Raw genomic sequence first — 24,754 nt, forward strand, 5'->3', positions numbered from 1 at the left:
GAGGTGCGGCGATGAAAGCGACGATGAAGCAAGTGGTAGCGGCAAGCAGGGTGGGGATCATCAGAACACCGAACCAACCGACATAAAGACGGTTGTTGGTGGAGGTGACCCACTCACAGAACTGCTGCCAGCCGTTAGCGCCGGAGCGCTGCTGGATGGTGGTAGTCATGAGAACGGAAAAGAAGGTCTCGCAAGGAGACGGTTACGGAAGGGCAGGACGCCCTGCCGAAGCAATTGTAAAGCAAGTTTGCGGTTTGTAACCGCTTCTTGATGAAGCAATCCTGAAGCCCGGGGCCGGGCGTTGCAGCGGATGCAGTTGTTAGCGTCCGCAGATGAGCAACGCAGCACCGATCGCGACGTCAAGGGCAGCAGGTGAAAGGGTCCTGTTTGTGCGCTTGCCATGCAATCCAATCTTTCCGATCGGACCGATTTATCTGGCCGATCACTTGCACAAGTGTTTTCCGGAATTGCCCCAGCGCATTCTTGATCTGGCGGCCCTGCCGGTTCTTGATGTTGAAGGTGTTCTGCTCAACGTGGTGGATCAGTTTCGGCCCACGTTGTTGGTCTTCTCTTGGAGAGACATTCAGATCTATGCGCCTGTGGATGGCCGAGGCGGGAATCCACTTCAAAATTCCTTTGAAGTGTTTTATGCACGCAACCCTCTGAAGCGAGTCAAGGGGGCCTTGGGTGGATTGCGCTTGATGACCAGTCATTACGGCGAACTTCATCGCAATCAAAAATTGGTGCGTCGTGGTTTGAAACGGGCGCGTCGCCATCGTCCAGAAGCGCGTGCCGTTTTAGGTGGTGGTGCCGTCAGTGTTTTTTACGAACAGCTGGGCCGGTCCTTGCCGAAGGGAACCATCATTTCCATCGGGGAGGGTGAGCCACTTCTGGAAAAGCTGTTGGCTCAACAACCGCTTGATGGAGAGCGTTGTTTTGTTGTGGGAGAGGCGCCTCGCCGGGGTTTGATTCATGAGCAACCCGAGAGCAGGCCAAAGACAGCGTGTGATTACAACTACATCTCTTCGATTTGGCCGCAGCTGGATTGGTACTTAGAAGGTGGAGACTTTTACGTTGGTGTTCAGACCAAGCGAGGTTGCCCTCACAACTGTTGCTATTGCGTCTACACCGTTGTGGAAGGCAAGCAGGTAAGGGTCAATCCTGTGCAGGAAGTTGTTGCTGAAATGCGTCAGCTTTATGACCGGGGGGTGCGGGGCTTCTGGTTTACCGATGCGCAGTTCATTCCCGCTCGGAAATACATCGAGGATGCAAAGGAGCTGTTGCGTGCGATCAAAGCGGAGGGTCTAACTGGGATTCGTTGGGCGGCCTACATCCGTGCCGACAACTTGGATCCTGAGTTGGCCCAGTTGATGGTTGAGACCGGCATGAGTTATTTCGAAATTGGTATAACTTCAGGCTCCCAGGAGCTCGTGCGCAAGATGCGTATGGGGTACAACCTGCGCACTGTTTTGGAAAGTTGCCGGATGCTTGCCGACGCGGGCTTCCGTGATCACGTGTCGGTGAATTACTCCTTCAATGTGATTGATGAAAGGCCTGAAACGATTCGGCAAACCGTGGCGTATCACCGGGAACTCGAAACGATTTTTGGTGAAGATCTGGTTGAACCTGCCATCTTCTTCATCGGCCTACAGCCGCATACGCACCTCGAGCAATACGGCTTTGATCAAGGTTTGATCAAGCCTGGATATAACCCGATGAGCATGATGCCCTGGACGGCGCGCAAACTCCTTTGGAATCCTGAGCCGATGGGCAGCACGTTTGGTCGGGTTTGCCTCGAAGCGTTTGATCGCGATCCCAGTCGTTTCGGTAAAACGGTGATGGGACTTCTCGAACGCGACTACGGCACAGCTCCACTTGAAGAAGCCCTGCGTGCACCCGTTGAAGGCCGCAAGGCCTTGGCGACGGCGACCCGCTAGCTCAGCGCCACCAGCGGCGGCGCACCAGGATTAATCCCGCCAGCCCGACCCAGCCCAGGAGGCCTCCTATCGGGTTGGGATTGGCCCCGCCAGGACCCAAGAGCCATACTGGCCCTGTCGCCGGCACGCTGATCAGGCCGGATTGCAGGGCAAACCAGCCCCCGACCAGTCCGCCGTGAAGTCCAACCGATCCCCAGAGCGCACCTTGATCGGCCCGCCGTTGCAGCGCTAGGGCGAGCCCCAAGAGCGTCAGCCCTACGAGCAGCCCAATCGCTTCGATCGCGGGAAGCTGGTACCAGGGATGCACCAGGGCAAAGAAGGCAGCCTGCAAACCAATGGCCTGTTGACGGCCTCCAAGCAGCTCCAATTCACCCCAGAGCCAACCACGAAAGAGCAGTTCCTCAGCGAATCCCAACCCCAGCAGCAGGGCGATGGCATTAAGGAGTTGTCCGGCTGTAAGTTGCCCCTGCCATTGGCTTTGGCCGCTGAGCAGTAGGACCACAACCACGCCAAAAAGAAGTGCAGCTGCCTTCAAGAATCCGCGAAAGAAGGCGCGTAGCCCCGTAGCGGCAGGGACGACAATCCCCAGCTTGTGCCAAGGATGCTCGACACCCCAGCTGCGTCGCAATCGCCAAGGGAGGGTGAGCAACAGCAGCAGCAACGCCACCACCACTCCAGCCAGGTTTACCTGGTCCGGGCGCCATTGGGGGAAGATCAGCGCCAGAGGTCGTGCGCTCAGCCAACCCAGCCCGTAGATCACCGGTACATAGAGGAGCGTTCCCCACCAGTGCAACGTTGATCTGGGGGGGGGCTGTATCAATCTTCTGGTTCGATGGTGCTGGTGAGGCCCTTGTTCTTCAAGGTTTCGCAGTAGAACTCTGCAGGCTCAATGTCGCAAACGATCACCAGACCGACCCCCGTGTTGTGGGTTTCCAGCATCACGGCCATCGCGTCCTGTTCACTGAGCTGGGGAACCACCTGCTGAAGCGTGACGACGACGTACTCCATGCTGTTAACAGGGTCGTTATGAAGCAAAACCTTGTAGCGGGGCGATGTCTTACGCACCCGCTCGGTCTGCTTATCAAGAACCGCAGCCCCACCGGGGCTACGGCTGGGTGTATCCACCATTGCCACTGATTCCCACTCCTTCCAATCTAGGAGTGATGAGGTCATAGGTTGCGGATGCGGGCCATCGCTTCGTCCACATTGCTGCGGCTGTTGAAGGCGGAAAGGCGGAAATAGCCCTCTCCTGCAGCCCCGAAGCCACTGCCGGGCGTTCCCACCACGTTGGCCTTCTGAAGAAGGTGATCGAAGAAGCTCCAGGAGTCCATTCCGGAAGGGGTTTTCAGCCACACATAGGGCGCGTGCTGTCCTCCATGCACTTCGATGCCTGCGGCACTGAGCTCGCCCCGGATGATGGCAGCGTTCTCCATGTAAAAGCTCACAAGCGCCTTCACTTCCTGTTTCCCTGCGTCGGAATACACCGCTTCCGCACCGCGTTGAATGATGTAGCTCACACCGTTGAACTTGGTGCTCTGCCGACGGTTCCAAAGCCCCCAAAGTTCCACCTCTGAACCATCGTCGGCTTGGCCTTTGAGCCCTTTGGGAACAACGGTTAGGGCGCAACGGGTGCCTGTAAAACCGGCGTTTTTGGAGAAGGAGCGGAATTCGATCGCACACTCGCGAGCGCCCTCGATCTCATAGATGGAATGGGGTAGCTCGGGATCCTGAATGAAGGCTTCATAAGCGGCATCAAACAGAATCAAGGCTTTGTTGGCACGGGCGTAGTCCACCCACGCTTTGAGTTGAGCTTTCGTCGCTACAGCGCCCGTGGGGTTGTTGGGATAACAGAGGTAGATCAGGTCCACAGGTTCACAAGGAATCTGCGCTGCAAAGCCGTTATCGGCGGTGATCGGCAGGTAGGTGAGGCCGCCATAACGACCGTCATCGCCCGCTTCGCCTGTGCGGCCAGCCATCACATTGCTGTCGACGTAGACCGGATACACCGGATCGGTGACTGCAATGCGGTTACCACTCCCGAGGATGTCGAGGATATTGCTGCTGTCGCATTTGGAGCCATCCGACACAAAGATCTCCTCTGCGCTGATCTCACAGCCCCTGGCTTGGAAGTCATCGCGGGCAATCGCCTCACGAAGCCAGGCATAACCCTGTTCTGGTCCATAGCCGTGGAACCCTTCCGCCGTCCCCATCTCGTCGATGGCTGATTTCATGGCGTTGCGACAGGCCAGCGGTAGGGGCTCTGTGACGTCTCCGATGCCGAGACGAATCAGCTGGGCCCCGGGGTTGGCGCTACTAAAGGCCTTCACCCTGCGGCCAATCTCCGGGAACAGATAACCCGCTTTGAGTTTCAGGTAATTGCCGTTGACCTTGACCACGAATGACTGGGGTTGCTGCGGGCATCCTGCTACATACGATGAAAGAAGCAGGGCCTGGTGGTCGTGATTGTCGCCCCGTCCCATACGAAGCAGGATCCGGATCCCCACGCTGTCGTGGCGTTTGACCAGCTTGTGGATGCCTCAATCAATCGCCCTGCCCGCTATATGGGCCATGAGTTGGGGGTGGAGCCACGGGATTGGGAGGCGGCGCGGGTTCGCTGGGCTCTGACCTACCCCGAGATTTACGAGGTGGGCTCCAGCAACCTTGGCCACATCATTCTCTATTCCATTCTCAATGCTGTTCCCGGTCAGCTCTGTGATCGGGCCTATCTCCCGGAGGCTGATTTATCCGAGAGGCTGAAAGAGCGGAATCAAGCGCTGTTTGCGGTGGAGAGCAGGAGGCCGCTCCCAGCTTTCGACATACTTGGCTTCAGCCTCAGTTACGAGCTCGGTGCGACCAACATTCTCGCCATGTTGGATTTGGCGAAAGTGCCGCTTTATGCGGCAGAGCGAGGCGACTTGCCCCTCTCTCACCCTGAGTCCCCGCCTCTGATTTTTGCTGGCGGTCCCACCGCCACCAGCAACCCTGAGCCCTACGCAGCTTTTTTCGACTTCATTGCTTTAGGGGACGGGGAGGAACTTCTCCCTGAGATTGGATTGGTGGTGGCCGAAGCCAAAGCGGCGGGTTGGTCGCGAACGGACTTGCTCCGTGATCTGGCTCTTGTCCCAGGGGTTTATGTGCCCTCGCTCTATGGACCGGATCCGCAAGGGATCAGCGTGGCGCCGCTGGAGCCTGGTCTCCCGGCGCGCCCTTTGAGGCGCGTGGCCACTCCCATGCCTCATTACGCGATGGGACTCGTTCCCCATGTCGAAACCGTGCATGACCGATTAACGGTGGAAATTCGGCGTGGCTGCACCCGCGGCTGTCGTTTTTGCCAACCGGGAATGCTGACGAGGCCAGCCAGGGACGTGGAGCCTGAGGCCGTCATTGAGGCGATTGAAACGGGAATGCAGCGAACGGGTTACAGCGACTTTTCGTTGCTCTCGTTGAGCTGCAGCGATTATTTGGCGTTGCCCGCTGTGGGTGTCGAGCTTCGTAACCGTCTCGCCGATCGCAACGTCACGCTTCAGTTGCCGAGTCAGCGGGTGGACCGGTTTGATGACGATATCGCTCACATTCTTGGGGGCTCCCGGCAGTCAGGGCTCACGTTTGCACCGGAAGCAGGCACCCAGCGGCTGAGAGACATCGTGAACAAAGGCCTGACGGATACCGACCTTGTGGATGGAATCCGCACGGCCATGCAGAACGGCTTCCGGAAGGTGAAGCTCTATTTCATGATCGGGCTGCCTGGTGAGACCGATGCCGATGTGCTCGGCATCGCCGAGACCTGTCGGATGTTGCTCGATCGCTGCCGCGATTTGGGTCGCCTCAATCTCAACATCACCATCAGTAATTTCACCCCAAAACCGCATACGCCGTTTCAGTGGCACAGCGTTTCGACGGCAGAGTTTTTAAGGCGTCAGCAGTTGCTTCGGGAGGCCGGGAAGCGCCTCCGTGGTGTCCGCTTCAACTTCACGGATGTGAGGCTCTCGGCCATGGAGGACTTCGTCGGTCGTGGGGATCGGAGCCTGGCGCCTGTCATCGAAGCGGCATGGCGTGCGGGGGCAGGGATGGATGCCTGGTTCGAGGCCCTCGATCGCACCTATGAGGCTTGGACGGGCGCGATTGCCGCAGCAGGCCTGGAAGGTCGCTACCGGGCTCTTGAGCTCGGCGGCTGGGGACGGGCGAATGCGCTCAGCGAGGAGGGGTTGGATGCCTTTTGTGCTCAGCCGCTGCCTTGGGATCACATCGATACCGGGATTGAGAAGCGCTGGTTGGCTGAAGACCTCAAGCGAGCGCTCGACGCGGCTGTGGTTCCGGATTGTTCGTTTGATGGATGCAGCAGTTGTGGGGTCTGTGGCCCTGACCTAGGCCACAACGTGGTGATTCCTGCTCCTGAGATCCCGGTTCAGAAGCCAAGGCAAGCTCCACCGAGTGATCGGGTCTGCCGGATCAGGTTTCGTTTCAGCAAAACAGGCGCGATGGCCCTGCTCAGCCATCTGGATTTGGTGCGCTTGTTTGAGCGTGCGCTTCGACGGGCTGAATTGCCGGTGAGTTTCACCGGTGGCTTTCATCCACTTCCCCGGCTTCAGCTCGCCTTGGCGCTGCCACTAGGCGTGCAAGGGGAGGGGGAATGGATGGATTTGGAATTCATCGAACAGGTGGAGGCGCTTCAGGTTTTGAAGCGTTGGCAGCAGACCCTTCCGCCAGGTCTTGAGTTGATGGAGGCCTATGAAGTGCCCGTGTCTGGCCAGAGCCTCTCGCAGCAACTGGAAGCCGCCCGATGGAGCTTTGAGCTGAAACCTCAAGCGGGCGACCCTTCGATTCCGTTGGCGCGCTGGAAGCAGGTCGTGGATGATTTGTTGTCGCGTGACACGCTTGTTTGGCACGACACCGATAAAAAAGGACGTTCTCGTCAGCGCGATTGCAGACCTGCTTTAGAGAGGCTTGAGATTGTTGCCCCAGTTGATGGGGGCTTGGTTGATGGAGGGTTGGCTGATGAAGGTTTGGCTGATGGGGTGACGCTTGCCTTCTTCGCCCACATCGATAACCAAGGACGGAGCCTGAAGCCCGCTCAGTTGCAGCACTGGTTGTCTGAAGCCTTGGAGCAGCCTTTACATCTTCACAATGTTCGGCGCCTCGAACTACGGCTTGTGCGGTGCTAAATTTATACCAAGACGACAAACCACGGGCCTGCGCCACGGTTTCGTCCCGACCTTCTTGCTCCCACATCTTGCGGAATAAGAGGCCAGAGCCTCCTGTTTCAAACAATGCTCAGGCATTGCAGTCGAGCTCCAAATCAAAGGAGTTATTCACTCCGAATGTTTAGGCCTAATCGGTCACCTGAATTCATTCCAATCCCGTGCGACATGCCGGCTGGCTGTTGATCGGGCTCCAATCCTGACGGGCGTCGTCAGTCATTGTTTATGCCCCAACAAATTGTTATTGCTGAGCAACTGCGCATTGCCGCAGTTCTCACAGATGAGTGCGTTGATGAATTAATCGTTGCCCAAGGGCGTTACCAGATCGGTGATGTCTATTTGGGCACCGTTGAAAATGTTCTGCCAGGGATTGATGCTGCTTTCGTCAATATTGGGGAAAGCGAAAAAAATGGCTTCATTCATGTCACCGACTTAGGCCCTTTGCGCCTTAAAAAAGGTGCCGCCGGCATCACAGAACTGCTCGAACCACGCCAAAAAGTGCTGGTTCAGGTGATGAAGGAGCCGACGGGCACCAAAGGTCCACGCTTAACAGGCAATCTGGCGCTGCCAGGTCGGTACCTGGTGCTTCAACCCAGTGGTCAGGGAGTCAATATCTCCAGGCGCATTGGTTCAGAAGGAGAGCGCAACCGGTTGCGTGCGCTTGGTGTGTTGGTGAAGCCCCCAGGTGCGGGGCTGCTGATTCGTACGGAAGCCGATGGAATCAGCGAAGAATTGCTGATTGACGACCTCGAGTCGCTGTTACGTCAATGGGAGGCGATCCAAAAAGCTGCTGAGACGGCGTCCCCTCCGGTGCTTCTCAACCGCGATGAGGATTTTATTCATCGCATTCTTCGCGATCACACCGGCTTGGATTTGGAGCGTGTGGTGGTGGAGTCTTCCGCTGCTGTGGAGCGGGTGCGTTCGTTCCTCGGAGAGGAGGGAAGTCATGTGGTGGTGGAGGCCCACCCCGAGCCCTCTGAGCTGCTCGAGCACTACAAAGTCAATGGCGCCATTCGTGATGCCCTGAAGCCAAGGGTTGATCTCCCCTCTGGTGGCTACGTGATCATCGAGCCCACCGAGGCGCTCACGGTGATTGATGTGAACTCTGGTTCGTTTACCCGCTCGGCGAATGCCAGGGAAACGGTGCTCTGGACCAACTGTGAGGCGGCGATTGAGATTGCGCGGCAGTTGCGTTTGCGCAACATCGGTGGGGTGATCATCGTCGACTTCATCGATATGGACTCCCGTCGTGATCAGTTGCAGTTGTTGGAGCATTTCACCAGCGCGATTCGTGATGATGCCGCTCGCCCTCAAATTGCCCAGCTCACAGAACTCGGTCTTGTGGAGCTGACGCGCAAGCGTCAGGGCCAAAATATTTATGAGCTGTTCGGGCGAGCCTGCCCCAGCTGTGGGGGGCTTGGCCATGTTGCCGTGCTTCCTGGAAAGGATCTGATGCAGCCTCTCGCCACCGCCACGGGGCTGGTGCGTTCTGCCGCGTCAGCGCGGGCTGAAGTCCCTCAGTCTGGAGAGGCCTCGAATGCCCGACGTCGTCGCGGTGGCCGAGGGAAGGTTGTGGCGGCTTCTGGTCCTGTCGATAGCAGCGATGCGCCTTTGGATGAGGTGGAGATTCCAAGCGCTGCATCGACGCCTGCTGCCATTGAGCCTGCAAGCGTGAGTCGACGTCAGGATCCTGAGCTGGTTGCGGTTCCTATGGATGAAGAGGAAGAGCAGGTCTACGGATGGCTCGGCCTGAATCCCGCCTTACTGCTGGAGTCTCAGCCCGAGCTGGACAACCTGATGGTGCGCATCGTTCGTCCCGGCGAAGACGCAGAGCAGGTGCTTGAGCAGGCTCGACAGCAAATGTCGGCGAACGCAGGTCGCCGCCGCCGCCGTGGGCCGAGGGGAAATGGTCGTAGCGCAAGTCCTGGTACGGGCCGTCCCGTTGCTTCAGTTGCTGGAGACGACTTAGCACCCACAACCGTCGTCACTCCCCTAGAGCCGGACGACCATTCCCAGCCGTTGCTTGTCGAGATCACGCCTTTGATTGAGACCCCACGACTGGAGATCTCACCTGAGCCGGAAGCTGTCTCCGTTGTGGAATCTGTCTCCGTATCCATTTCTGAACCGGTCGCTAGCTCTGAGCCAGAGGTCAGTGCTGAGCCCGCAGACTCCTCTGATTCAAGGCCTGGTCGCCGTCGTCGTCGTTCGTCTGCATCGCCTTCTGATAACGACTAACGGGTGGTGTTAGGTCCAATGGTCGACGGCGATGGCCTGGGCATCGCTGGGGTGGATGAAGTGGGTCGAGGCTGCTTGTTTGGGCCCGTCTTTGCAGCGGCCGTTGTGTTGAGCGATCAAGCCGCAGCGCATTTGCAAGCGGCTGGCCTCACCGACAGCAAGGCATTAACACCGCGTCGTCGCGCCGCACTCGTTCCTCTGATTGAGGCGCATGCCCAGGCTTGGGGATTGGGTCAAAGCTCTGCTCGGGCGATTGATCACTACGGCATTCGCACCGCGACGGAGCAGGCCATGTTGTGTGCTCTGCAGCGCTTGCCCAGCCCGCCCCAGCTGGTTCTTGTGGATGGAGTGCTCCCATTGCGTTTGTGGGCGGGCTCTCAACGCACCATCGTGCGTGGGGACAGCAGTCATGCCGCCATAGCAGCTGCAAGTGTGTTGGCAAAAGAGGCTCGCGACGCTTTGCTTCGGCGCCTGTCGCATCGATTTCCAGGGTATGGACTGGAGCGACATGCCGGATATGGAACGGCTCAACATCGAGCAGCGCTGCTGGCCGCTGGCCCAACCCCCCTGCATCGGCACTCGTTCTTGAGGAAGCTATTCGCTACCGGGTAGGGCGGACTCACTGGCGGGAGGGCTGTCTAAATCCTTGGCCCAAGACCGAAAATCAGCCACCAACTGACGACCGACTCGGCCTTTGATCGTGAGCAGAATGCCATTCAAGATGGACTCTCCGGTGCTCTCCAACACGCGCTTGGGAATGAGGCGTAGCAGGGGAGGCTGGCTGACTTCCACGCTCAACATGGCCTCCCCTTGCAGTCCCCTTGGAGTGGCTTCGAGCAAGGCTTCAAGGCTCAGTTGAAAATCATCCACTAAGCCCAAACCCTCGAGGTCCGCATCAAGAGCTCGGATCCGTAGTTGTCCGCTCACTTCATCGACTTCCAGCGACACCACTGGTTTGACATGCAGTTGGAACACATTGAGTGTTGTCACGGTGTAGCGATAGTGCCCCGGTGCCAAGGCGGTGAGCTGGCTGGGGTCGAGCAACGCTTTGACAACGCGGTCGTGCTCATGCAAATAAGCCCGCAGACGTTCTGACTCATCTGCGATGGGTAGATCGAGATGCTGACTGGCTCGAAAGGCCAGGGGCATGACCGTGTCCTGACGCGGCATGATCCTATCGATCGATGTGTGTCTTGATCCGATGCCGATGCGTGTGGCTTTTCTCGGGCCGGAAGGGACCTATGGGGAGCGGGCTGCTCGCAGCCTCATGAAACTTGAGGCGATCGAGAATCCAGAACTGGTGGCGTGTTCGGGGCTTCGGTCCGTGGTGGAGCATGTTGCCGATGGTCGCTGCGAATCGGCCGTCGTGCCTGTGGAGAACTCCGTTGAGGGGGGGGTTACGGCGAGCCTTGATGCTCTCTGGTCTTATTCGAACTTGAGAATTCGTCGTGCTGTTGTCCTGCCGATTCGTCATGCGCTGCTGAGCAGCGGCTCTCTTGAGGGAATTTCGGAAGTCCTGTCCCATCCCCAGGCTCTAGCCCAATGCAGCGGCTGGTTGGCTCGTCACCTACCGCACGCTGTGCAGCTCCCAGCCAGATCCACCGCTGAAGCGGCCAGGATGGTGCGAGGCAGTCACTTTCGAGCAGCCATCGCCGATCGCTCGTTAGCTGGGCAGCAGGGACTCCAGGAGTTGGCCTATCCAGTGAATGATGTCCCCGGCAACCGCACCCGCTTCTTGTTGCTTCAGAACGGTGAGGTGAGTTGTGAGGGAGATATTGCCAGTCTTGCCTTTTCACTGCATCAAAATGCTCCTGGGGCGTTGATTGAGGCCTTGCAAGCGATCGCCCAGCTCGGACTGAACATGAGCCGGATTGAATCGCGTCCCTCGAAGCGTGAACTTGGTGAATATGTGTTTTTTGTGGATGTGGAGCTGCCGGGGCAAAAGACGGCTGAGTACCTCGACAAGTTGACCACAAGCCTTCAGCCTCTGTGTGAACACCTTCTCCAATTCGGGGCTTATCCCAGTTCCGTGTTGGAGTGATCTCAGGAGCTTGATCTCATTAGCCTGCGTTCAACAGCTTGCGTTCAACAGCTTTCTCTCAAGCGTGATCGGTTTTAAACACACCGAATTGCATCATTCCCCGGGCAAAAGCCCAACGCATTAAGAGCAGCGTTGGTGTTTCGCGTAGGCCCTGCAGAACGGCCTTGGGCCCAAGGCGGAGAATCGCATTGGGCCTGCGAATCCCTTCAAGGATGGATTCATTCCAAGAGGGCAAGGTGGCGTCTGTCCAATCGTCGGTGCTGATCGTGCCGCGTTGATGGAGGCTGATTTCAAGGTTCTGACGAAAACCGCGGATGCTGGCGAATTCAGGATGCGCCCATTGTGTGAGCAATTGATGCATCACCCAGCGTTCGCGTCGGTCAAGGGCACCATCCTCTGGATCGCGACGGTTCCAGTCGGCTACGGCCAGGCGACCGCCAGGCTTCAGGACGCGTAGGAGTTCGTCGGCGAACCTCTGCTTGTCGGGCATGTGAGGACCGGCCTCGACACTCCAAACGGCGTCAAACGTTTGATCCTCAAGCTGCAGGTTGAGGGCATCCATCACGGCGAAGCGACAGGACAATGTGTCGGGGGTGAGTTGGGTGGCTCGGTTGATCTGAGCCGGGCTGATGCTGATCCCCAAAACATCTAAGCCGTAGTCACGGGAAAGGATCCTGGCGCTTCCTCCTATACCGCAACCCACATCCAAGACGCGGGATCCCGGGGGCAATTGATCGAAGCCACTCCAGCGGACCAACTCATGAACGAAGTCGGCTTTGGCCTGCCTGAAATCTCGAAGCTTTGCAGGGGTTCCGTAGTGCCCAAGATGAACATGCTCACCCCAAAGCGATTCCAATAACTGGTCATCGGTCCAAGCGTCGTAGGCGGCGGCAACGCTCTCACTGGAGTGATAGGCGCGGTTGCGTCGATTCCAAAGCTGGTAGGCACAACCCAAGAGCAGCAAAGCGGCTGCTGTTGATATGAGGACTGTCGTTGAAGGCATTAACCGTTGCTCGGATCGGTCTCTGACAGGGTGTCGCGTAAAACTGTGCGGGCAGCGAGCTGACGTCGGGTCTCATCCAACATTTCGAACTCCTGCTCCAGGCGTGTGCGCGTGTTGGTGAGCTCTAAGAGATCCTGTTGTTGGTCGGCGACTGGACCCCCTAGGTGCGCTCCAATCCAGAAGGAGAGCTCGCGTGGAAGGTCTGGAAGGTCGTCAGGGAGTGAAGATTTGGAGTCGGTCAGCTTGCCCGTCAGTTCGACCACATCTTTCAACGCTTGCGTCACGGTCGCCGCTAAAGACTCCAATTCGCTGGTGTTGTCGACCGGCTCGTCTTCGATCCAGCTGACCATTGCTGAGCGAAAGGGGGTCTCCCTGGTGACGTTGAGGACGCGAAAACGCTGTTGTCCGAGGGTCACGATGTTGCTGCGGCCATCGTCTCCGGTTTGATGCTGAATCACCTCAGCACAACAGCCAACAGCGGCCATTGTTTGTTGATTTGGATCCCAACGCACGACTCCAAATCGACGATCCGTTTCCAGGACGCTCTGCAACATCATTCGGTAACGCGACTCGAAGATATGCAGCGGCAGAACGTCGCTTGGGAAAAGAACCACATCCGGCAGAGGAAACAGAGGGAGTTCTCTGACGGACAGATCAACCACGCAGGATTTAAGCGAAGAGCAAAATACTAGGCAGCTGATCGTGGGATGGGGCCTCGATCAGAGCTTGACCTCGATGTCGACTCCACTGGGGAGGTCGAGCTTCATGAGCGCGTCGATGGTCTTTGCAGAAGGGCTGTAAATATCGATGATGCGTCGATGGGTCCGCGTTTCAAAGTGCTCGCGTGAATCCTTATCCACGTGGGGCGAGCGCAGAACGCAGTAAATTTTCCGCTTCGTAGGCAGTGGAATCGGGCCAATGGCCGTTGCTGCCGTGTTGTCGGCAGTCTCAATAATTTTGTCGCAGGAGAGATCCAGCATGCGGCGATCAAACGCCTTGAGACGAATGCGAATCTTTTGCTGAGCAATTGCGGTGGACATGGAAGCGCAAGAAAGTCCCTAAAAGAGACGGAGAGGATGGATTTTCGAGGTTCGGACTCAAGAGCTCCAGAGGTTGGAGCTCTTGCACTCAAGAACTGTAAGGGACGGCCTCACCGCAGTCAGGCTCTCCCTTACAGGGATTGAGCATTAGATCATTCGATGATCTTGGAGACCACGCCAGCACCGATGGTGCGACCACCTTCGCGAATAGCGAAGCGCATGCCCATTTCCATGGCAACGGGGCAGATCAACTCACCAGTCATCTGGATGTTGTCTCCAGGCATCACCATTTCAACGTTGGTGCCATCTTCCGCCGTGAATGCGGTGATCTGGCCGGTCACGTCCGTGGTACGGATATAGAACTGCGGGCGGTAGCCAGCAAAGAAAGGTGTGTGACGTCCACCTTCTTCTTTCTTGAGAACGTAAACCTGACCCTCAAACTTGGTGTGAGGAGTGATCGAGCCGGGCTTCACAAGCACCATGCCCCGTTCGATGTCTTCCTTCTGAACGCCGCGAAGCAGAAGACCCACGTTGTCGCCGGCCATGCCCTCGTCGAGCAGTTTGCGGAACATCTCAACACCGGTAACGGTGGTTTTGCGGGGCTCTCTGATACCCACGATTTCAACTTCTTCGCCAACTTTGACGATGCCGCGTTCGATACGACCGGTAGCGACGGTGCCACGTCCAGTGATGGAGAACACATCTTCGATCGCCATCAGGAATGGCTTGTCCACTTCGCGCTCGGGTTCGGGGATGCTTGCATCCACCGCTGCCATCAATTCTTCAATTTTGGCTTCCCATTCTGCTTCGCCCTCAATGGCTTTAAGGCCAGAGACTTGAACAACAGGGATGTCGTCGCCGGGGAAGTCGTAGCTGGACAGCAACTCGCGGATCTCGAGTTCAACCAACTCGATGATTTCTTCGTCATCGACCATGTCGCACTTATTCAGTGCCACAACCAAGGCGGGAACGCCAACTTGCTTGGCGAGAAGGATGTGCTCCTTGGTTTGAGCCATGGGGCCGTCGGTGGCTGCGCACACGAGGATGGCGCCATCCATCTGAGCAGCACCCGTGATCATGTTCTTCACATAGTCCGCGTGACCAGGGCAGTCAACGTGGGCGTAGTGGCGGGTATCGGTTTCGTACTCAACGTGAGCAGTATTGATGGTGATGCCACGCTCGCGCTCCTCAGGAGCACCATCAATGTCGGCATAGTTTTGAACCTCAGCCTGACCTTTCTTGGCGAGCACGTTTGTGATCGCTGCGGTGAGGGTGGTTTTGCCGTGGTCAACGTGGCCGATGGTGCCGATGTTGACGTGGGGCTTGTTCCTTTCGAACTTCTCGCGAGCCATTTTGGTAAAGAATCTAGGGGTGAATTAAGGGAGTGTAGAGATCAGGAATTGCCCTGATTCTTGGAGATGATGGCCTCGGCCACATTGCGAGGAACATCCTCGTAGTGACTGAACTCCATCGAGAAAATACCCCGACCCTGGGTCATGGATCGGAGTTCGGTGGCATAGCCGAACATCTCGGCCAAGGGCACCTTGGAAGAGACTTTAGACGTTCCGTCATCGACGGACTGGCCCTCTACCTGTCCCCGGCGAGAGGACAGGTCGCCGATCACCGAACCGAGGAAATCCTCGGGGATTTCGACTTCGACCTTCATCATCGGCTCAAGAAGTACAGGATTGCACTTCTTGACCGCATCCTTGAAGGCCATAGAGCCAGCAATCTTGAAAGCCATCTCCGACGAGTCCACATCGTGGTAAGACCCATCGACCATCGTGCATTTGACATCAATCAGGGGATAACCAGCAATCACACCTGACTCGCAGGTCTCCTTCATGCCCTGCTCTGCAGGCTTGATGTATTCCTTGGGAACGATGCCACCAACAATTTTGTTGATGAATTCAAAGCCAGATTCTGGTTCGCCAGGCTCCATCTCGATGACGACGTGACCGTATTGGCCTTTACCACCGGTTTGCCGGGAGAACTTGCCTTCCCCTTTCGATGAACCACGAATGGTTTCTCTGTAAGAAACTTGAGGGGCACCAATATTGGCTTCCACTTTGAATTCGCGCAGCATGCGATCCACCAAAATTTCGAGGTGGAGTTCGCCCATGCCTGCGATCACGGTCTGACCTGTTTCCTGATCAGTACGGACACGGAACGTCGGATCTTCTTCGGCCAATGACACCAAGGCTTTGGAGAGTTTCTCCATGTCGCCTTTGGTTTTGGGTTCGACTGCAACTGAGATCACGGGCTCAGGCACAAACAGCGTTTCCAAAACAATTGGATCGTCTGTTGAGCAGAGAGTGTCTCCGGTGGTTGTGTTCTTGAGACCCAAAACAGCTCCGAGATCACCGGCACGAAGGGCATCCACTTCTTCGCGATCATCGGCTTTGAGAACGACGAGGCGAGAAATGCGCTCTTTGCTGTCTTTGGTGGAGTTCAACACGTAGCTTCCTTTCTCGAGGATGCCTGAATACATGCGAACAAAGGTGAGCTTGCCGTAGGGATCAGCCATCACCTTGAAGGCCAGAGCACTGAAGGGCGCGCTGTCGTCGGAAGGGCGAACCGCTTCCTTGCCGTTCGGAAGAATGCCTTGAATTGGTGGCACATCGATGGGCGCTGGCAGGTAATCAACAACAGCGTCGAGAACCAGTTGCACGCCTTTGTTTTTAAAGGCTGAGCCACAGAGAACAGGAACCAAGCTGTGCTTCAGAACGCCAGTACGAATCCCTTGCTTAAGTTCGGAGTTGGAAAGTTCACCTGATTCGAGGAACTTTTCGATCAGATCTTCATCTGTTTCGGCAATCGTTTCCATCAGAATATTGCGCCACTTATCGACCTCCTCTTTCATGTCGGCTGGAACATCGGTGATCTCGATGTCTTGGCCTAAGTCATCCTTATAGATATGCGCCTTGTTTTCTACGAGGTCGATGATTCCGCTGAGTTCGCCTTCGGCTCCGATTGGAAGCTGAATGGGAACCGCATTGGCCTTGAGGCGATCCTTGATTTGGCCGTAGACCTTCAAGAAGTCGGCACCCGTGCGGTCCATCTTGTTGACGAACACCATGCGCGGCACGGAATAACGGTCGGCTTGGCGCCACACCGTTTCCGATTGTGGTTGGACACCACCAACGGCACAAAAGACGGCAATAACACCATCGAGAACGCGCATGGAGCGTTCAACTTCGATGGTGAAGTCAACGTGTCCAGGGGTATCAATAATGTTGATCCGGTGGTCATTCCAGCTTGTGGAAATAGCAGCGGCAGTAATGGTGATCCCACGCTCACGCTCCTGGGCCATCCAGTCGGTTACAGCGGCACCGTCATGCACCTCACCAATTTTGTGCACCACACCGGAGTAGAACAGAATCCTCTCAGTGGTGGTTGTTTTACCAGCGTCAATATGGGCTGCAATACCAATATTTCTGACGCGTTCCAGGGGAAAGTCGCGTGCCACAGGATACTCCGGGGTGGGGCGTTAAAAAGCGAATGTGACTCTACATGTCAACCTGAGTAAATCAGGTTGACTGAAGATCAGTAGCGATAGTGGGCGAAAGCTTTGTTCGCTTCAGCCATCTTGTGGGTTTCTTCCCGTTTGCGGACGGCACTACCAGCTTCGTTCGCGGCGTCCATTAATTCGCCAGCAAGCTTTTGGGCCATGCTGCGACCGTTACGAGCTCTTGAGAAATTCACGAGCCAACGCAGAGCCATCGCAGTGCCCCGCTCTTGGCGAACTTCCATCGGCACCTGATAGGTCGCACCACCAACGCGGCGAGCACGAACTTCGACGAGTGGAGTCGCGTTCTTGACTGCCGTTTCGAACAGCTCGACGGGATCACCACCGGTGCGTTCACCGATCAATCCAAAAGCATCAGAAAGAATGCGTTGGGCGGTGGACTTTTTTCCATGCTTCATCAACCGAGCCACCATCATCGTGGCTAGACGGTTGTTGAATTGTGGATCCGGAAGGATCGGACGCTTGACTGCTGCGTTACGGCGTGACATGAACCGTTAGGTGTGGAGAAACAGAGTGAGAAAAAGTGGAAAGAGTGAAAATCACTCTTTGGGCGACTTGGCGCCGTACTTCGAACGGGATTGACGGCGGTCCTTGACACCAGCGGTATCCAAGGTTCCGCGAATGATGTGGTAGCGAACACCGGGAAGATCCTTGACTCTTCCTCCACGGATGAGGACCACAGAGTGCTCCTGGAGGTTATGGCCGATGCCACCGATGTAAGCCGTGACCTCGAACCCGGAGGTGAGGCGTACACGGGCCACTTTGCGTAGAGCCGAATTCGGCTTCTTCGGGGTGGAGGTATACACGCGGGTGCATACACCCCGTCGCTCCGGGCAAGCCCTAAGCGCAGGAGATTTGGTTTTCGCCTTGAGGGTCTGACGCTCGTGACGGATTAGTTGCTGGATGGTTGGCATCGACGGTCGGGATGCGGCCGGAGACCCGACCTAGTTCGACAATCCGTCACCATACTGGTTCGTCTGACCTTTTTTTCTTAGCAGCGGGAAAAAGCGCTTCCGCAGAGACAGCAACGCACGTTGTCTTGGGGGCTGATCAGAAAGCCACCGCCACTCAGATCACCGCGGTAATCGAGGCACAGACCCTCTAAAAGATGGAGTTGCTCCTCTGGTGCGTGAAGTGTGACTCCATCGGCTCGTGCCATGGCAATCCCGGCGAGGTGACCGGGTCGCAGGCGGATCACGTGTTGTTCGCAGCTGCCGGATACCAAGTCCAAATGCATCAACCCTGGTGTCCCTGCTACCGCTGCCTGACGACCGAGTTCCGCTGCAGCGGAGGCGCTGATGGAGAACGTGGCGCCCATAGCCATTCGCATCAATGAATTCAGTTTGCCAGCACCTTGGATTGATCACTAATAAATCCAAGACCGTTTTGCACGCGAGGCGTGATGCCCCGGCCGGTCATCACGGTTGTATTGGCGATAAGCATGGTGGTTGAGCCTCCTCCGTCGAGATTGAGCGCGTCCCTGAGCCCCAGTTGACTCAGCGCCAAACTCGTTTCAATGAGAGTGGGATCGCTGCCATTCGCGCCTTTGACGGCGAGGAGCCAAATTCGCTCGCTGTCTTGCGCAACAACGGTGCGAGGTGCTGAAACGGCAAGGAAGCCAGGACTAAAGCCCTCCTGACGGCCGTTTAGGACAACCCTGCCCATTTGCAGCAGAAGGGGCCCTCCCCCCATCACTTGAGGGAGTTCACCTAAGGGGTTTGAGCTGCGCATGTTGATGGTCACTTCATCCCCGATCTGTGCGGGGAGTGCAGTCCCCCCACGGGCCACGATGAGGTCTCCTTTTAAAGGCAAAGGCACACCGCGAACGAGGGAGGCTTGGTCGTACACCGCATCGACGCGTCCTTCGCTGAGTGTCAACGCCTGCTCTTCTCCACTCAGCGCGCGATACGTTGGCCCCCAGGCTCGGGTGTAGCGACTGAGTCCGCGTTGCACATACCCGCTATTCAGCATCCCGAGAGGCCATCTCCGTCGTCCAAACACCGTCATCTCTTGGATCAACTGCAGGCGTCCAAACATCAGCGGGCCGCTGCGCTTCCAGCCAATGGCGCCTCGGTTGAGGATCGGGCCTGAGAGCCACTCATTGTTGAGTCGAACAGCGCCAAGGGGGAGTTGGCGAACCCTGTTGAAAAAGCCTCCATTCACTGCCACAAGCGCGTTAGCAGGTTGCGCCAACTGATTGAGGTAGCGCAATCCTGGTTGGGCATGGCTGGGGGCAAGCGGGAGTAAAAGGAGGTCTGAGCTGTTGTGCTGAACTCCTGCTCGGTACAGCCGAATGGGCTTGACGCCGACTTGAATGACGCGCTGATCAAGAACCAACCCTTTCTTGATCAGGTCTTGCATCTCTGGGGCAAGCAGCGCGATTTGAAAGGCTTGGCTCTGTCGCTGTTTTGTCGAAGACTTTGCGGGAGTGATGCCATCCAGCACGACCCGCCATGGGTCTTTCAGGGTCAAGGTGGAAAGCCTGCTGGATTGACCCAGAAGCTTCAGCCCACTCCTGTCTCGTCGTGTTTTCAAGCCAAGTCTGCGCAGTTGGCTTTCCTGAAGAGGCGTGACCTTCACTTGCAGAAGGAGATCATCGCCCTGGCGTTGAACGAGAGCAGGTCCACTGAGGTCCAGCACAAGACGGTTGGCGCTGCTTCCCTTGCCTTGTCTGAGCTTTTTCAGATGGGGTTTGGGCAGGTCCACCCTCAGCGTGCTCTTGGTTCGGTTCACTTGAACCCCCAGCGCGTTCAACCAGGGCAGGGCATCGAGGGCGACTTCATCCCCGATGGTGCGTTGTTGCAAACCGCTCAAAGGCCTTTGAAAGCCGTACCAATCAAGAAATTCTTCGCCGACATCCGCTTGGCGCTGGAATCCCATCTGGCCCACAAGCAGATCAAGAGGCAACCAGAGCCGCGTGGGACGCATCGCTCCTTGGCCCTGCCACAACCACGAGCTCGAGGTGTCGATGCCGCCGATTGTTAGGCGATCTCCACTGAACTGATCAGTGACGCGAACCTCCGCAATCGGCGCTGGCGGCGGAGGTGGCATTGCTGCATCCATATATCGACGCTAGCTGGGGTGGGCGAATCCTTAGGATCCGAGATAGCTCAACCAGCTGCGGAATGCGAACACCGTTGCTGTTGCACGTCTCGACTGCAGGTTATGACCCAACTCACCGGTTCCGATTGGCCCTATTGCGACAGCAGTGCACCTGCTGCGATTGCCGCGGAGAAGGACGCCTGTGGTGTTGGTTTTCTTGCACAACTTCAGGGTGAGCGCAGTCATTGGGTGCTTCAGCAGGCCCTGCGTGGGTTGGGTTGCATGGAGCACAGAGGTGGCTGTGGAGGCGATGGTGATTCCGGAGACGGGGCAGGAGTCCTATGCGAAATCCCTTGGGATTACGTGAGAGCCATTTGGCCAGAAGCCGTGAACGCCAACGGTCTCGGCATGATGTTTCTGCCAAAAGATCCCAGCCGCCGTGCCGAAGTGCAGCGATTCTGCGATCAAGAGGCGCAGGCCCTTGGCCTGACCTCCGTGGGATGGCGTGAGGTTCCGGTCGACTCAGCCGTGCTCGGTCCGCTGGCGCGTGAGACGGCACCTGTCATCGAACAGTGGTTGGTTCACAGCGCTGTTGATGCAGATGCCCTGGAATCGTTGCTGTTGCGTCTGCGCCGTCGTGTTGGTGCCAGGGTCCGGCAGGAATTTGGCGCCGAGGGCGCTCGCGACTTCTATGTCGCGTCTCTCAGTGGCAGGACTGTTGTCTACAAGGGGATGGTCCGCTCCGAGGTTCTCGCCCAGTACTACGCCGATCTGCGTGACCCTCGCTTTGCTGTGAGTTTTGCGGTGTATCACCGACGTTTCAGCACCAATACGCTTCCCCGCTGGCCGTTGGCACAGCCGATGCGCCTCTTAGGTCACAACGGAGAGATCAATACCCTGCTGGGCAACCTCAACTGGGCTAAGGCCTCAGAAGCTGGCCTCGAAGACGTGTGGGCTGAAGCCGCCGCCGACTTGATACCCGTTGTGAACCCTGACTTCAGCGACTCGGCCAATCTCGATGCCACTCTTGAGCTGATGGTGCGCAGTGGACGGTCCATCACCGACAGCTTGATCACGTTGGTGCCGGAAGCCTTCCGAAATCAGCCCGACCTTGACAGCCGTCCTGATGTCACGGCGATGTACGAATTCAATGCCGGGATTCAAGAGCCATGGGATGGCCCGGCGTTGTTGGTATTTGCCGATGGGAAGCGCGTGGGAGCGACCTTGGATCGCAATGGGCTCAGGCCTGCTCGGTGGTGCACAACGGCGGATGGCTTCGTCATCATGGGCTCTGAGACCGGAGTGGTGGATCTCAGCGGAAAGACAGTGGTTGAGAAAGGGCGTTTAGGTCCAGGCCAAATGGTGGCCGTTGATCTTGAGCGCGGAGAGCTGTTGACCAATTGGGCGGTGAAGGAAGACGCCGCAAAACGCTTCCCTTATGGCGATTGGTTGAAGCAGCATCGCCGCTCGGTTTCGGCTCAGCCCTGGACTCAGGACTGCCAAATCAGTGAGCTTGATTTGCTGCGTTTGCAGACGGCGATGGGCTTCACCGCAGAAGATCTTGATCTTGTGATTGAGGACATGGCAGGTCTTGGCAAGGAGCCCACCTACTGCATGGGAGACGACATCCCTTTGGCGGTGCTCTCCGACAAGCCCCACCTTCTGTACGACTATTTCAAGCAGCGCTTTGCGCAAGTGACCAATCCACCGATTGATCCCTTGCGCGAAAAATTGGTGATGAGCTTGGAGATGCACTTGGGGCAGAGGCGCCCTGCAGTGAAGCCCCAGGCAGAGGCCGCGGCCTTGATTCACCTCGACACGCCCGTGCTCAATGAGGCGGAGCTGGCTGCTCTGTCGAACCAAGGACTCGCGGTGCGATCCCTCTCCACCCAGGTTGAAGTGGAGGCGTGTGCCGGGGGACTTCAGTCAGCCGTGGATGCTCTCTGCTTGAAAGCAGAAGAGGCGGTCCGTAAGGGCGCTCAGGTGTTGGTTCTGTCGGACCGCGTGAATGCTGATGAACAGCCTGCGGAGCTCATGGCCACCACGGTGGCGATGCCTGCTCTGTTGGCGGTGGGCGCGGTGCACCACCATCTCTTGCGCCAGAAATTGAGACTCCATTGTTCGCTGGTTTCGGAGACCGCTCAGTGTTGGAGCACCCATCACATGGCCTGCTTAATCGGTTACGGAGCTAGTGCTGTTTGTCCATGGCTCACCTGGGAGACCACGCGCCATTGGCTCGCCCATCCCAAGACGCAGAAGCGGATCGAACAAGGCAAGCTGCAAGCCTTGGACCCAGGCAAGGCCCAGGACAATGTGCGCTTGTCTTTGGAGAATGGTCTCCGAAAGATTCTCTCCAAAATCGGGATTTCGCTCCTGGCGAGCTATCACGGAGCTCAAATTTTTGAGGCCATCGGTCTTGGGGCCGACGTGATTCAAAAGGCTTTCGCAGGGACGACGAGCCGAGTGGCTGGAATGACGCTTCAAGAGCTTGCCAATGAGACGCTTTCGCTGCATGCCAAGGCTTTCCCTGAGCTGAATCGCAGCAAGCTTGAGTTCATGGGTTTTGTGCAATACCGCACCGGTGGTGAATACCACCTCAATAGCCCTGAGATGTCGAAGGCTCTGCACAGTGCCGTCAAAGCTGGTCCTGGATACGACCATTTCTCCACTTACAAAACCCTGTTGGAAAACAGGCCTCTAACGGCCCTTCGCGATTTGCTCGAGTTCAAGCTGGCTGCAACGCCTTTGCCGCTCGACCAGGTGGAGAGTGCAGAAAGCCTGTGCACCCGTTTTTGTACGGGTGGCATGAGCCTGGGAGCTCTCTCAAGAGAAGCCCATGAGGTTCTAGCCGTGGCGATGAACCGTATTGGCGGAAAGAGCAATAGCGGTGAGGGTGGTGAGGACCCGATTCGTTTTCAGGTTCTTGATGATGTGGATGGAGACGGTCGGTCATCGTCTTTCCCCAGCATCGGTGGGCTGAGAAATGGTGACACCGCCTGCTCAGCGATTAAGCAGATTGCCTCCGGCCGGTTCGGGGTGACAGCCGAATATTTGCGCAGCGGGAAGCAACTTGAGATCAAGGTGGCGCAGGGGGCTAAGCCTGGTGAAGGTGGCCAACTGCCTGGACCAAAGGTGGATGAGTACATCGCTGGGCTGCGCAACAGCAAGCCTGGTGTGGCGTTGATTTCACCTCCGCCCCACCACGACATCTATTCCATTGAGGATCTCGCCCAGCTCATCCATGATCTCCACCAGGTGCATCCGAAAGCCCCTGTCAGTGTCAAGTTGGTGGCTGAGATTGGGATCGGTACGATTGCCGCCGGTGTGGCGAAGGCCAATGCCGATGTGATCCAGATCTCGGGTCACGATGGCGGCACGGGGGCATCGCCGCTGAGCTCGATCAAGCACGCGGGCAGTCCCTGGGAGCTAGGTCTTACAGAAGTGCATCGGTCTTTGTTGGAGAACGGATTGCGTGATCGCGTCTTGCTCCGTGCCGATGGCGGTCTCAAGACCGGCTGGGATGTGGTCGTCGCTGCTCTGCTCGGTGCAGAAGAGTATGGATTTGGGTCTGTGGCGATGATTGCCGAGGGCTGCATCATGGCCCGCGTTTGTCACACCAATAACTGCCCCGTGGGGGTGGCCACTCAGAAAGAAGCGCTACGCAAACGCTTCACCGGTGTGCCCGAGCACGTCGTGAACTTCTTTTGGTACGTGGCGGAAGAGGTTCGTCAGTTGATGAGTGTCTTAGGAGTTGCTCGTCTTGAGGATCTGATTGGACGCAGCGATCTGCTTCAGCCCCGTTCCGTTGAGCTTGAAAAGACCAAATGCGTGGATCTCTCCAGCTTGTTGGCTCCCGTGGGAGACGCCAACGACCGCTCCTGGCTCAAGCACAGCCCTGAAGCCCATGGGAATGGTCCGATTCTTGAAGATGATCTCCTTGCTGATGCCGACTTCATGGCTGCTGTCGAGAACCATGGTTCTCTCAGCCGCGAGATCGAGATCGTTAATACCGATCGCAGTGTTGGTGCACGACTCGCCGGAGAAATGGCGCAACGCCATGGCAATCGTGGCTTTAAAGGCCAGTTGAATCTGAACTTCCGGGGCGCTGCCGGCCAGAGCTTTGCGGCATTCCTTGTCCAAGGCATGACGATGCGTCTGGAGGGTGAAGCCAACGACTACGTGGGGAAAGGCATGAACAGTGGTCGGATCACGCTTGTTCCGGATGATGGTGTCGCCAACCCTGGCGATCAGGTGATTCTTGGTAACACCTGCTTGTACGGAGCCACAGGTGGTGAGCTTTTTGCCCATGGTCGGGCTGGAGAACGCTTCGGCGTTCGCAACAGCGGAGCGCGTGCCGTGGTGGAAGGCGCCGGGGATCACTGTTGCGAGTACATGACCGGAGGCGTGATTGTGGTTTTAGGCAGCACCGGTCGGAATGTCGGTGCCGGTATGACCGGTGGTGTGGCGTTCCTGTTGGATGAAGCGGGCGGTGTCCAGGCCCGCGTGAATCCTGAAATTGTTGAGGTGGTCAGCATCACGACTCCCCAGCAGGAGTCCTTGCTGAAATCACTCCTTGAGGCTCATCTGAACACCACCGCCAGTGAGAAGGCCAATGCTTTGCTTGCGGATTGGACCAACGCCAAGTCGTCGTTCAAGTTGTTGGTGCCCCCCAGTGAGCGGGCAGCGATGGGGCTTGAAGCGCGTGAGGTGGTTGCCGCCTAATTTTTCC

Annotated in this window: 19 protein-coding genes and 1 pseudogene; 6 read left to right on the plus strand and 14 right to left on the minus strand. The window is 57.2% G+C overall.

Annotation, left to right across the window (positions count from 1 at the left end; all coding sequences use genetic code 11):
- Window positions 1-169: pseudogene (locus tag SYN8016DRAFT_RS15120) on the minus strand (photosystem II q(b) protein); the annotation flags it as partial.
- Between the two features lie 163 nt (window positions 170-332).
- Between SYN8016DRAFT_RS15120 and SYN8016DRAFT_RS12380 the strand changes: the two are divergent.
- Entirely contained in the window at window positions 333-1,937 is a 1,605-nt protein-coding gene (locus tag SYN8016DRAFT_RS12380) for a photosystem II high light acclimation radical SAM protein (protein WP_006854763.1), read from the plus strand.
- A gap of 1 nt (window position 1,938) precedes the next feature.
- On the opposite strand, the gene SYN8016DRAFT_RS12385 is transcribed toward SYN8016DRAFT_RS12380, so the two are convergent.
- Genes SYN8016DRAFT_RS12385 through SYN8016DRAFT_RS12395 form a run of 3 tightly spaced genes read right to left on the minus strand, consistent with a single transcriptional unit; the run spans window position 1,939 to window position 4,333 of the window.
- Window positions 1,939-2,730: a CPBP family intramembrane glutamic endopeptidase gene (locus SYN8016DRAFT_RS12385; protein ID WP_038014826.1), complete on the minus strand. Its 792-nt coding sequence runs from the start codon at window positions 2,728-2,730 to the stop codon at window positions 1,939-1,941.
- A gap of 23 nt (window positions 2,731-2,753) precedes the next feature.
- The gene (gene clpS / locus SYN8016DRAFT_RS12390; RefSeq protein ID WP_006854765.1) at window positions 2,754-3,065 is read right to left on the minus strand and encodes an ATP-dependent Clp protease adapter ClpS; all 312 of its coding nucleotides are present in this window, start codon (window positions 3,063-3,065) and stop codon (window positions 2,754-2,756) included.
- A 41-nt stretch (window positions 3,066-3,106) separates the two neighbouring features.
- Window positions 3,107-4,333 (minus strand): LL-diaminopimelate aminotransferase, encoded by a 1,227-nt coding sequence (locus SYN8016DRAFT_RS12395; protein ID WP_006854766.1) that lies wholly within the window; start codon window positions 4,331-4,333, stop codon window positions 3,107-3,109.
- 165 nt (window positions 4,334-4,498) lie between these two features.
- On the opposite strand from SYN8016DRAFT_RS12395, the gene SYN8016DRAFT_RS12400 reads away from it, so the two are divergent.
- The 3 genes from SYN8016DRAFT_RS12400 (at window position 4,499) to SYN8016DRAFT_RS12410 (ending at window position 9,982) form a co-directional block, all read left to right on the plus strand.
- Window positions 4,499-7,099, plus strand: coding sequence for a TIGR03960 family B12-binding radical SAM protein (locus tag SYN8016DRAFT_RS12400; RefSeq protein WP_253909879.1), 2,601 nt, complete (start codon window positions 4,499-4,501; stop codon window positions 7,097-7,099).
- A gap of 261 nt (window positions 7,100-7,360) precedes the next feature.
- Complete coding sequence (locus SYN8016DRAFT_RS12405; protein WP_006854768.1) at window positions 7,361-9,370, plus strand: Rne/Rng family ribonuclease; 2,010 nt, start codon at window positions 7,361-7,363, stop codon at window positions 9,368-9,370.
- An 18-nt stretch (window positions 9,371-9,388) separates the two neighbouring features.
- On the plus strand, window positions 9,389-9,982 hold the full coding sequence (locus SYN8016DRAFT_RS12410) for a ribonuclease HII (protein ID WP_006854769.1): 594 nt from the start codon (window positions 9,389-9,391) through the stop codon (window positions 9,980-9,982).
- On the opposite strand, the gene SYN8016DRAFT_RS12415 is transcribed toward SYN8016DRAFT_RS12410, so the two are convergent.
- Window positions 9,965-10,540 (minus strand): DUF1997 domain-containing protein, encoded by a 576-nt coding sequence (locus SYN8016DRAFT_RS12415; protein ID WP_006854770.1) that lies wholly within the window; start codon window positions 10,538-10,540, stop codon window positions 9,965-9,967. The genes SYN8016DRAFT_RS12410 and SYN8016DRAFT_RS12415 overlap by 18 nt on opposite strands.
- 31 nt (window positions 10,541-10,571) lie before the next feature.
- Between SYN8016DRAFT_RS12415 and pheA the strand changes: the two genes are divergently transcribed.
- The gene (pheA, locus tag SYN8016DRAFT_RS12420; protein WP_038014887.1) at window positions 10,572-11,411 is read left to right on the plus strand and encodes a prephenate dehydratase; all 840 of its coding nucleotides are present in this window, start codon (window positions 10,572-10,574) and stop codon (window positions 11,409-11,411) included.
- Window positions 11,412-11,469: 58 nt separating this feature from the next.
- Here the strand turns inward: pheA and SYN8016DRAFT_RS12425 are convergent, their stop codons facing one another.
- The 9 genes from SYN8016DRAFT_RS12425 to SYN8016DRAFT_RS12465 form a co-directional block, all read right to left on the minus strand.
- Window positions 11,470-12,414: a methyltransferase domain-containing protein gene (locus SYN8016DRAFT_RS12425; protein ID WP_006854772.1), complete on the minus strand. Its 945-nt coding sequence runs from the start codon at window positions 12,412-12,414 to the stop codon at window positions 11,470-11,472.
- Window positions 12,414-13,076: an LON peptidase substrate-binding domain-containing protein gene (locus SYN8016DRAFT_RS12430; protein ID WP_006854773.1), complete on the minus strand. Its 663-nt coding sequence runs from the start codon at window positions 13,074-13,076 to the stop codon at window positions 12,414-12,416. The genes SYN8016DRAFT_RS12425 and SYN8016DRAFT_RS12430 overlap by 1 nt, the downstream gene beginning before the upstream one ends.
- Before the next feature lie 57 nt (window positions 13,077-13,133).
- Entirely contained in the window at window positions 13,134-13,454 is a 321-nt protein-coding gene (gene rpsJ, locus SYN8016DRAFT_RS12435; protein ID WP_006042265.1) for a 30S ribosomal protein S10, read from the minus strand.
- 152 nt (window positions 13,455-13,606) lie between these two features.
- Window positions 13,607-14,806, minus strand: a complete 1,200-nt coding sequence (tuf, locus tag SYN8016DRAFT_RS12440; protein WP_006854774.1) for an elongation factor Tu — start codon at window positions 14,804-14,806, stop codon at window positions 13,607-13,609.
- A gap of 41 nt (window positions 14,807-14,847) precedes the next feature.
- Window positions 14,848-16,923 carry an elongation factor G gene (fusA, locus tag SYN8016DRAFT_RS12445; protein WP_006854775.1) on the minus strand — a complete coding sequence of 692 codons (2,076 nt, stop codon included), beginning with the start codon at window positions 16,921-16,923 and terminating at the stop codon, window positions 14,848-14,850.
- Between the two features lie 77 nt (window positions 16,924-17,000).
- Entirely contained in the window at window positions 17,001-17,471 is a 471-nt protein-coding gene (gene rpsG / locus SYN8016DRAFT_RS12450) for a 30S ribosomal protein S7 (RefSeq protein ID WP_006854776.1), read from the minus strand.
- A 51-nt stretch (window positions 17,472-17,522) separates the two neighbouring features.
- Window positions 17,523-17,897, minus strand: coding sequence for a 30S ribosomal protein S12 (rpsL, locus tag SYN8016DRAFT_RS12455; protein ID WP_006854777.1), 375 nt, complete (start codon window positions 17,895-17,897; stop codon window positions 17,523-17,525).
- Between the two features lie 77 nt (window positions 17,898-17,974).
- Window positions 17,975-18,301 (minus strand): AIR synthase, encoded by a 327-nt coding sequence (locus SYN8016DRAFT_RS12460; protein ID WP_038014828.1) that lies wholly within the window; start codon window positions 18,299-18,301, stop codon window positions 17,975-17,977.
- A 20-nt stretch (window positions 18,302-18,321) separates the two neighbouring features.
- A complete protein-coding gene (locus SYN8016DRAFT_RS12465) occupies window positions 18,322-20,034 on the minus strand; it encodes a phosphodiester glycosidase family protein (RefSeq protein WP_141561519.1) in 1,713 nt (570 codons plus the stop codon).
- Between the two features lie 114 nt (window positions 20,035-20,148).
- Here SYN8016DRAFT_RS12465 and gltB point away from each other — a divergent pair, with 114 nt between their 5' ends.
- Window positions 20,149-24,747 (plus strand): glutamate synthase large subunit, encoded by a 4,599-nt coding sequence (gene gltB / locus SYN8016DRAFT_RS12470; RefSeq protein ID WP_006854780.1) that lies wholly within the window; start codon window positions 20,149-20,151, stop codon window positions 24,745-24,747.
- The last annotated feature ends 7 nt before the right edge of the window (window positions 24,748-24,754 follow it).

It is taken from the genome of Synechococcus sp. WH 8016 (assembly GCF_000230675.1).
Classification (GTDB): domain Bacteria; phylum Cyanobacteriota; class Cyanobacteriia; order PCC-6307; family Cyanobiaceae; genus Synechococcus_C.

Coding starts and splice junctions, on each gene's coding strand:
- SYN8016DRAFT_RS12405 (WP_006854768.1), top strand. CDS start 7,361: ATGCCCCAACAAATTGTTATTGCTGAGCAACTGCGCATTGCCGCAGTT.
- clpS (WP_006854765.1), bottom strand. CDS start 3,065: ATGGTGGATACACCCAGCCGTAGCCCCGGTGGGGCTGCGGTTCTTGAT.
- SYN8016DRAFT_RS12460 (WP_038014828.1), bottom strand. CDS start 18,301: ATGGGCGCCACGTTCTCCATCAGCGCCTCCGCTGCAGCGGAACTCGGT.
- SYN8016DRAFT_RS12400 (WP_253909879.1), top strand. CDS start 4,499: ATGGGCCATGAGTTGGGGGTGGAGCCACGGGATTGGGAGGCGGCGCGG.
- rpsJ (WP_006042265.1), bottom strand. CDS start 13,454: ATGTCCACCGCAATTGCTCAGCAAAAGATTCGCATTCGTCTCAAGGCG.
- pheA (WP_038014887.1), top strand. CDS start 10,572: ATGCCGATGCGTGTGGCTTTTCTCGGGCCGGAAGGGACCTATGGGGAG.
- SYN8016DRAFT_RS12465 (WP_141561519.1), bottom strand. CDS start 20,034: ATGCCACCTCCGCCGCCAGCGCCGATTGCGGAGGTTCGCGTCACTGAT.
- tuf (WP_006854774.1), bottom strand. CDS start 14,806: ATGGCTCGCGAGAAGTTCGAAAGGAACAAGCCCCACGTCAACATCGGC.
- SYN8016DRAFT_RS12410 (WP_006854769.1), top strand. CDS start 9,389: ATGGTCGACGGCGATGGCCTGGGCATCGCTGGGGTGGATGAAGTGGGT.
- SYN8016DRAFT_RS12425 (WP_006854772.1), bottom strand. CDS start 12,414: ATGCCTTCAACGACAGTCCTCATATCAACAGCAGCCGCTTTGCTGCTC.
- SYN8016DRAFT_RS12380 (WP_006854763.1), top strand. CDS start 333: ATGAGCAACGCAGCACCGATCGCGACGTCAAGGGCAGCAGGTGAAAGG.
- rpsG (WP_006854776.1), bottom strand. CDS start 17,471: ATGTCACGCCGTAACGCAGCAGTCAAGCGTCCGATCCTTCCGGATCCA.
- rpsL (WP_006854777.1), bottom strand. CDS start 17,897: ATGCCAACCATCCAGCAACTAATCCGTCACGAGCGTCAGACCCTCAAG.
- gltB (WP_006854780.1), top strand. CDS start 20,149: ATGACCCAACTCACCGGTTCCGATTGGCCCTATTGCGACAGCAGTGCA.
- SYN8016DRAFT_RS12415 (WP_006854770.1), bottom strand. CDS start 10,540: ATGCCGCGTCAGGACACGGTCATGCCCCTGGCCTTTCGAGCCAGTCAG.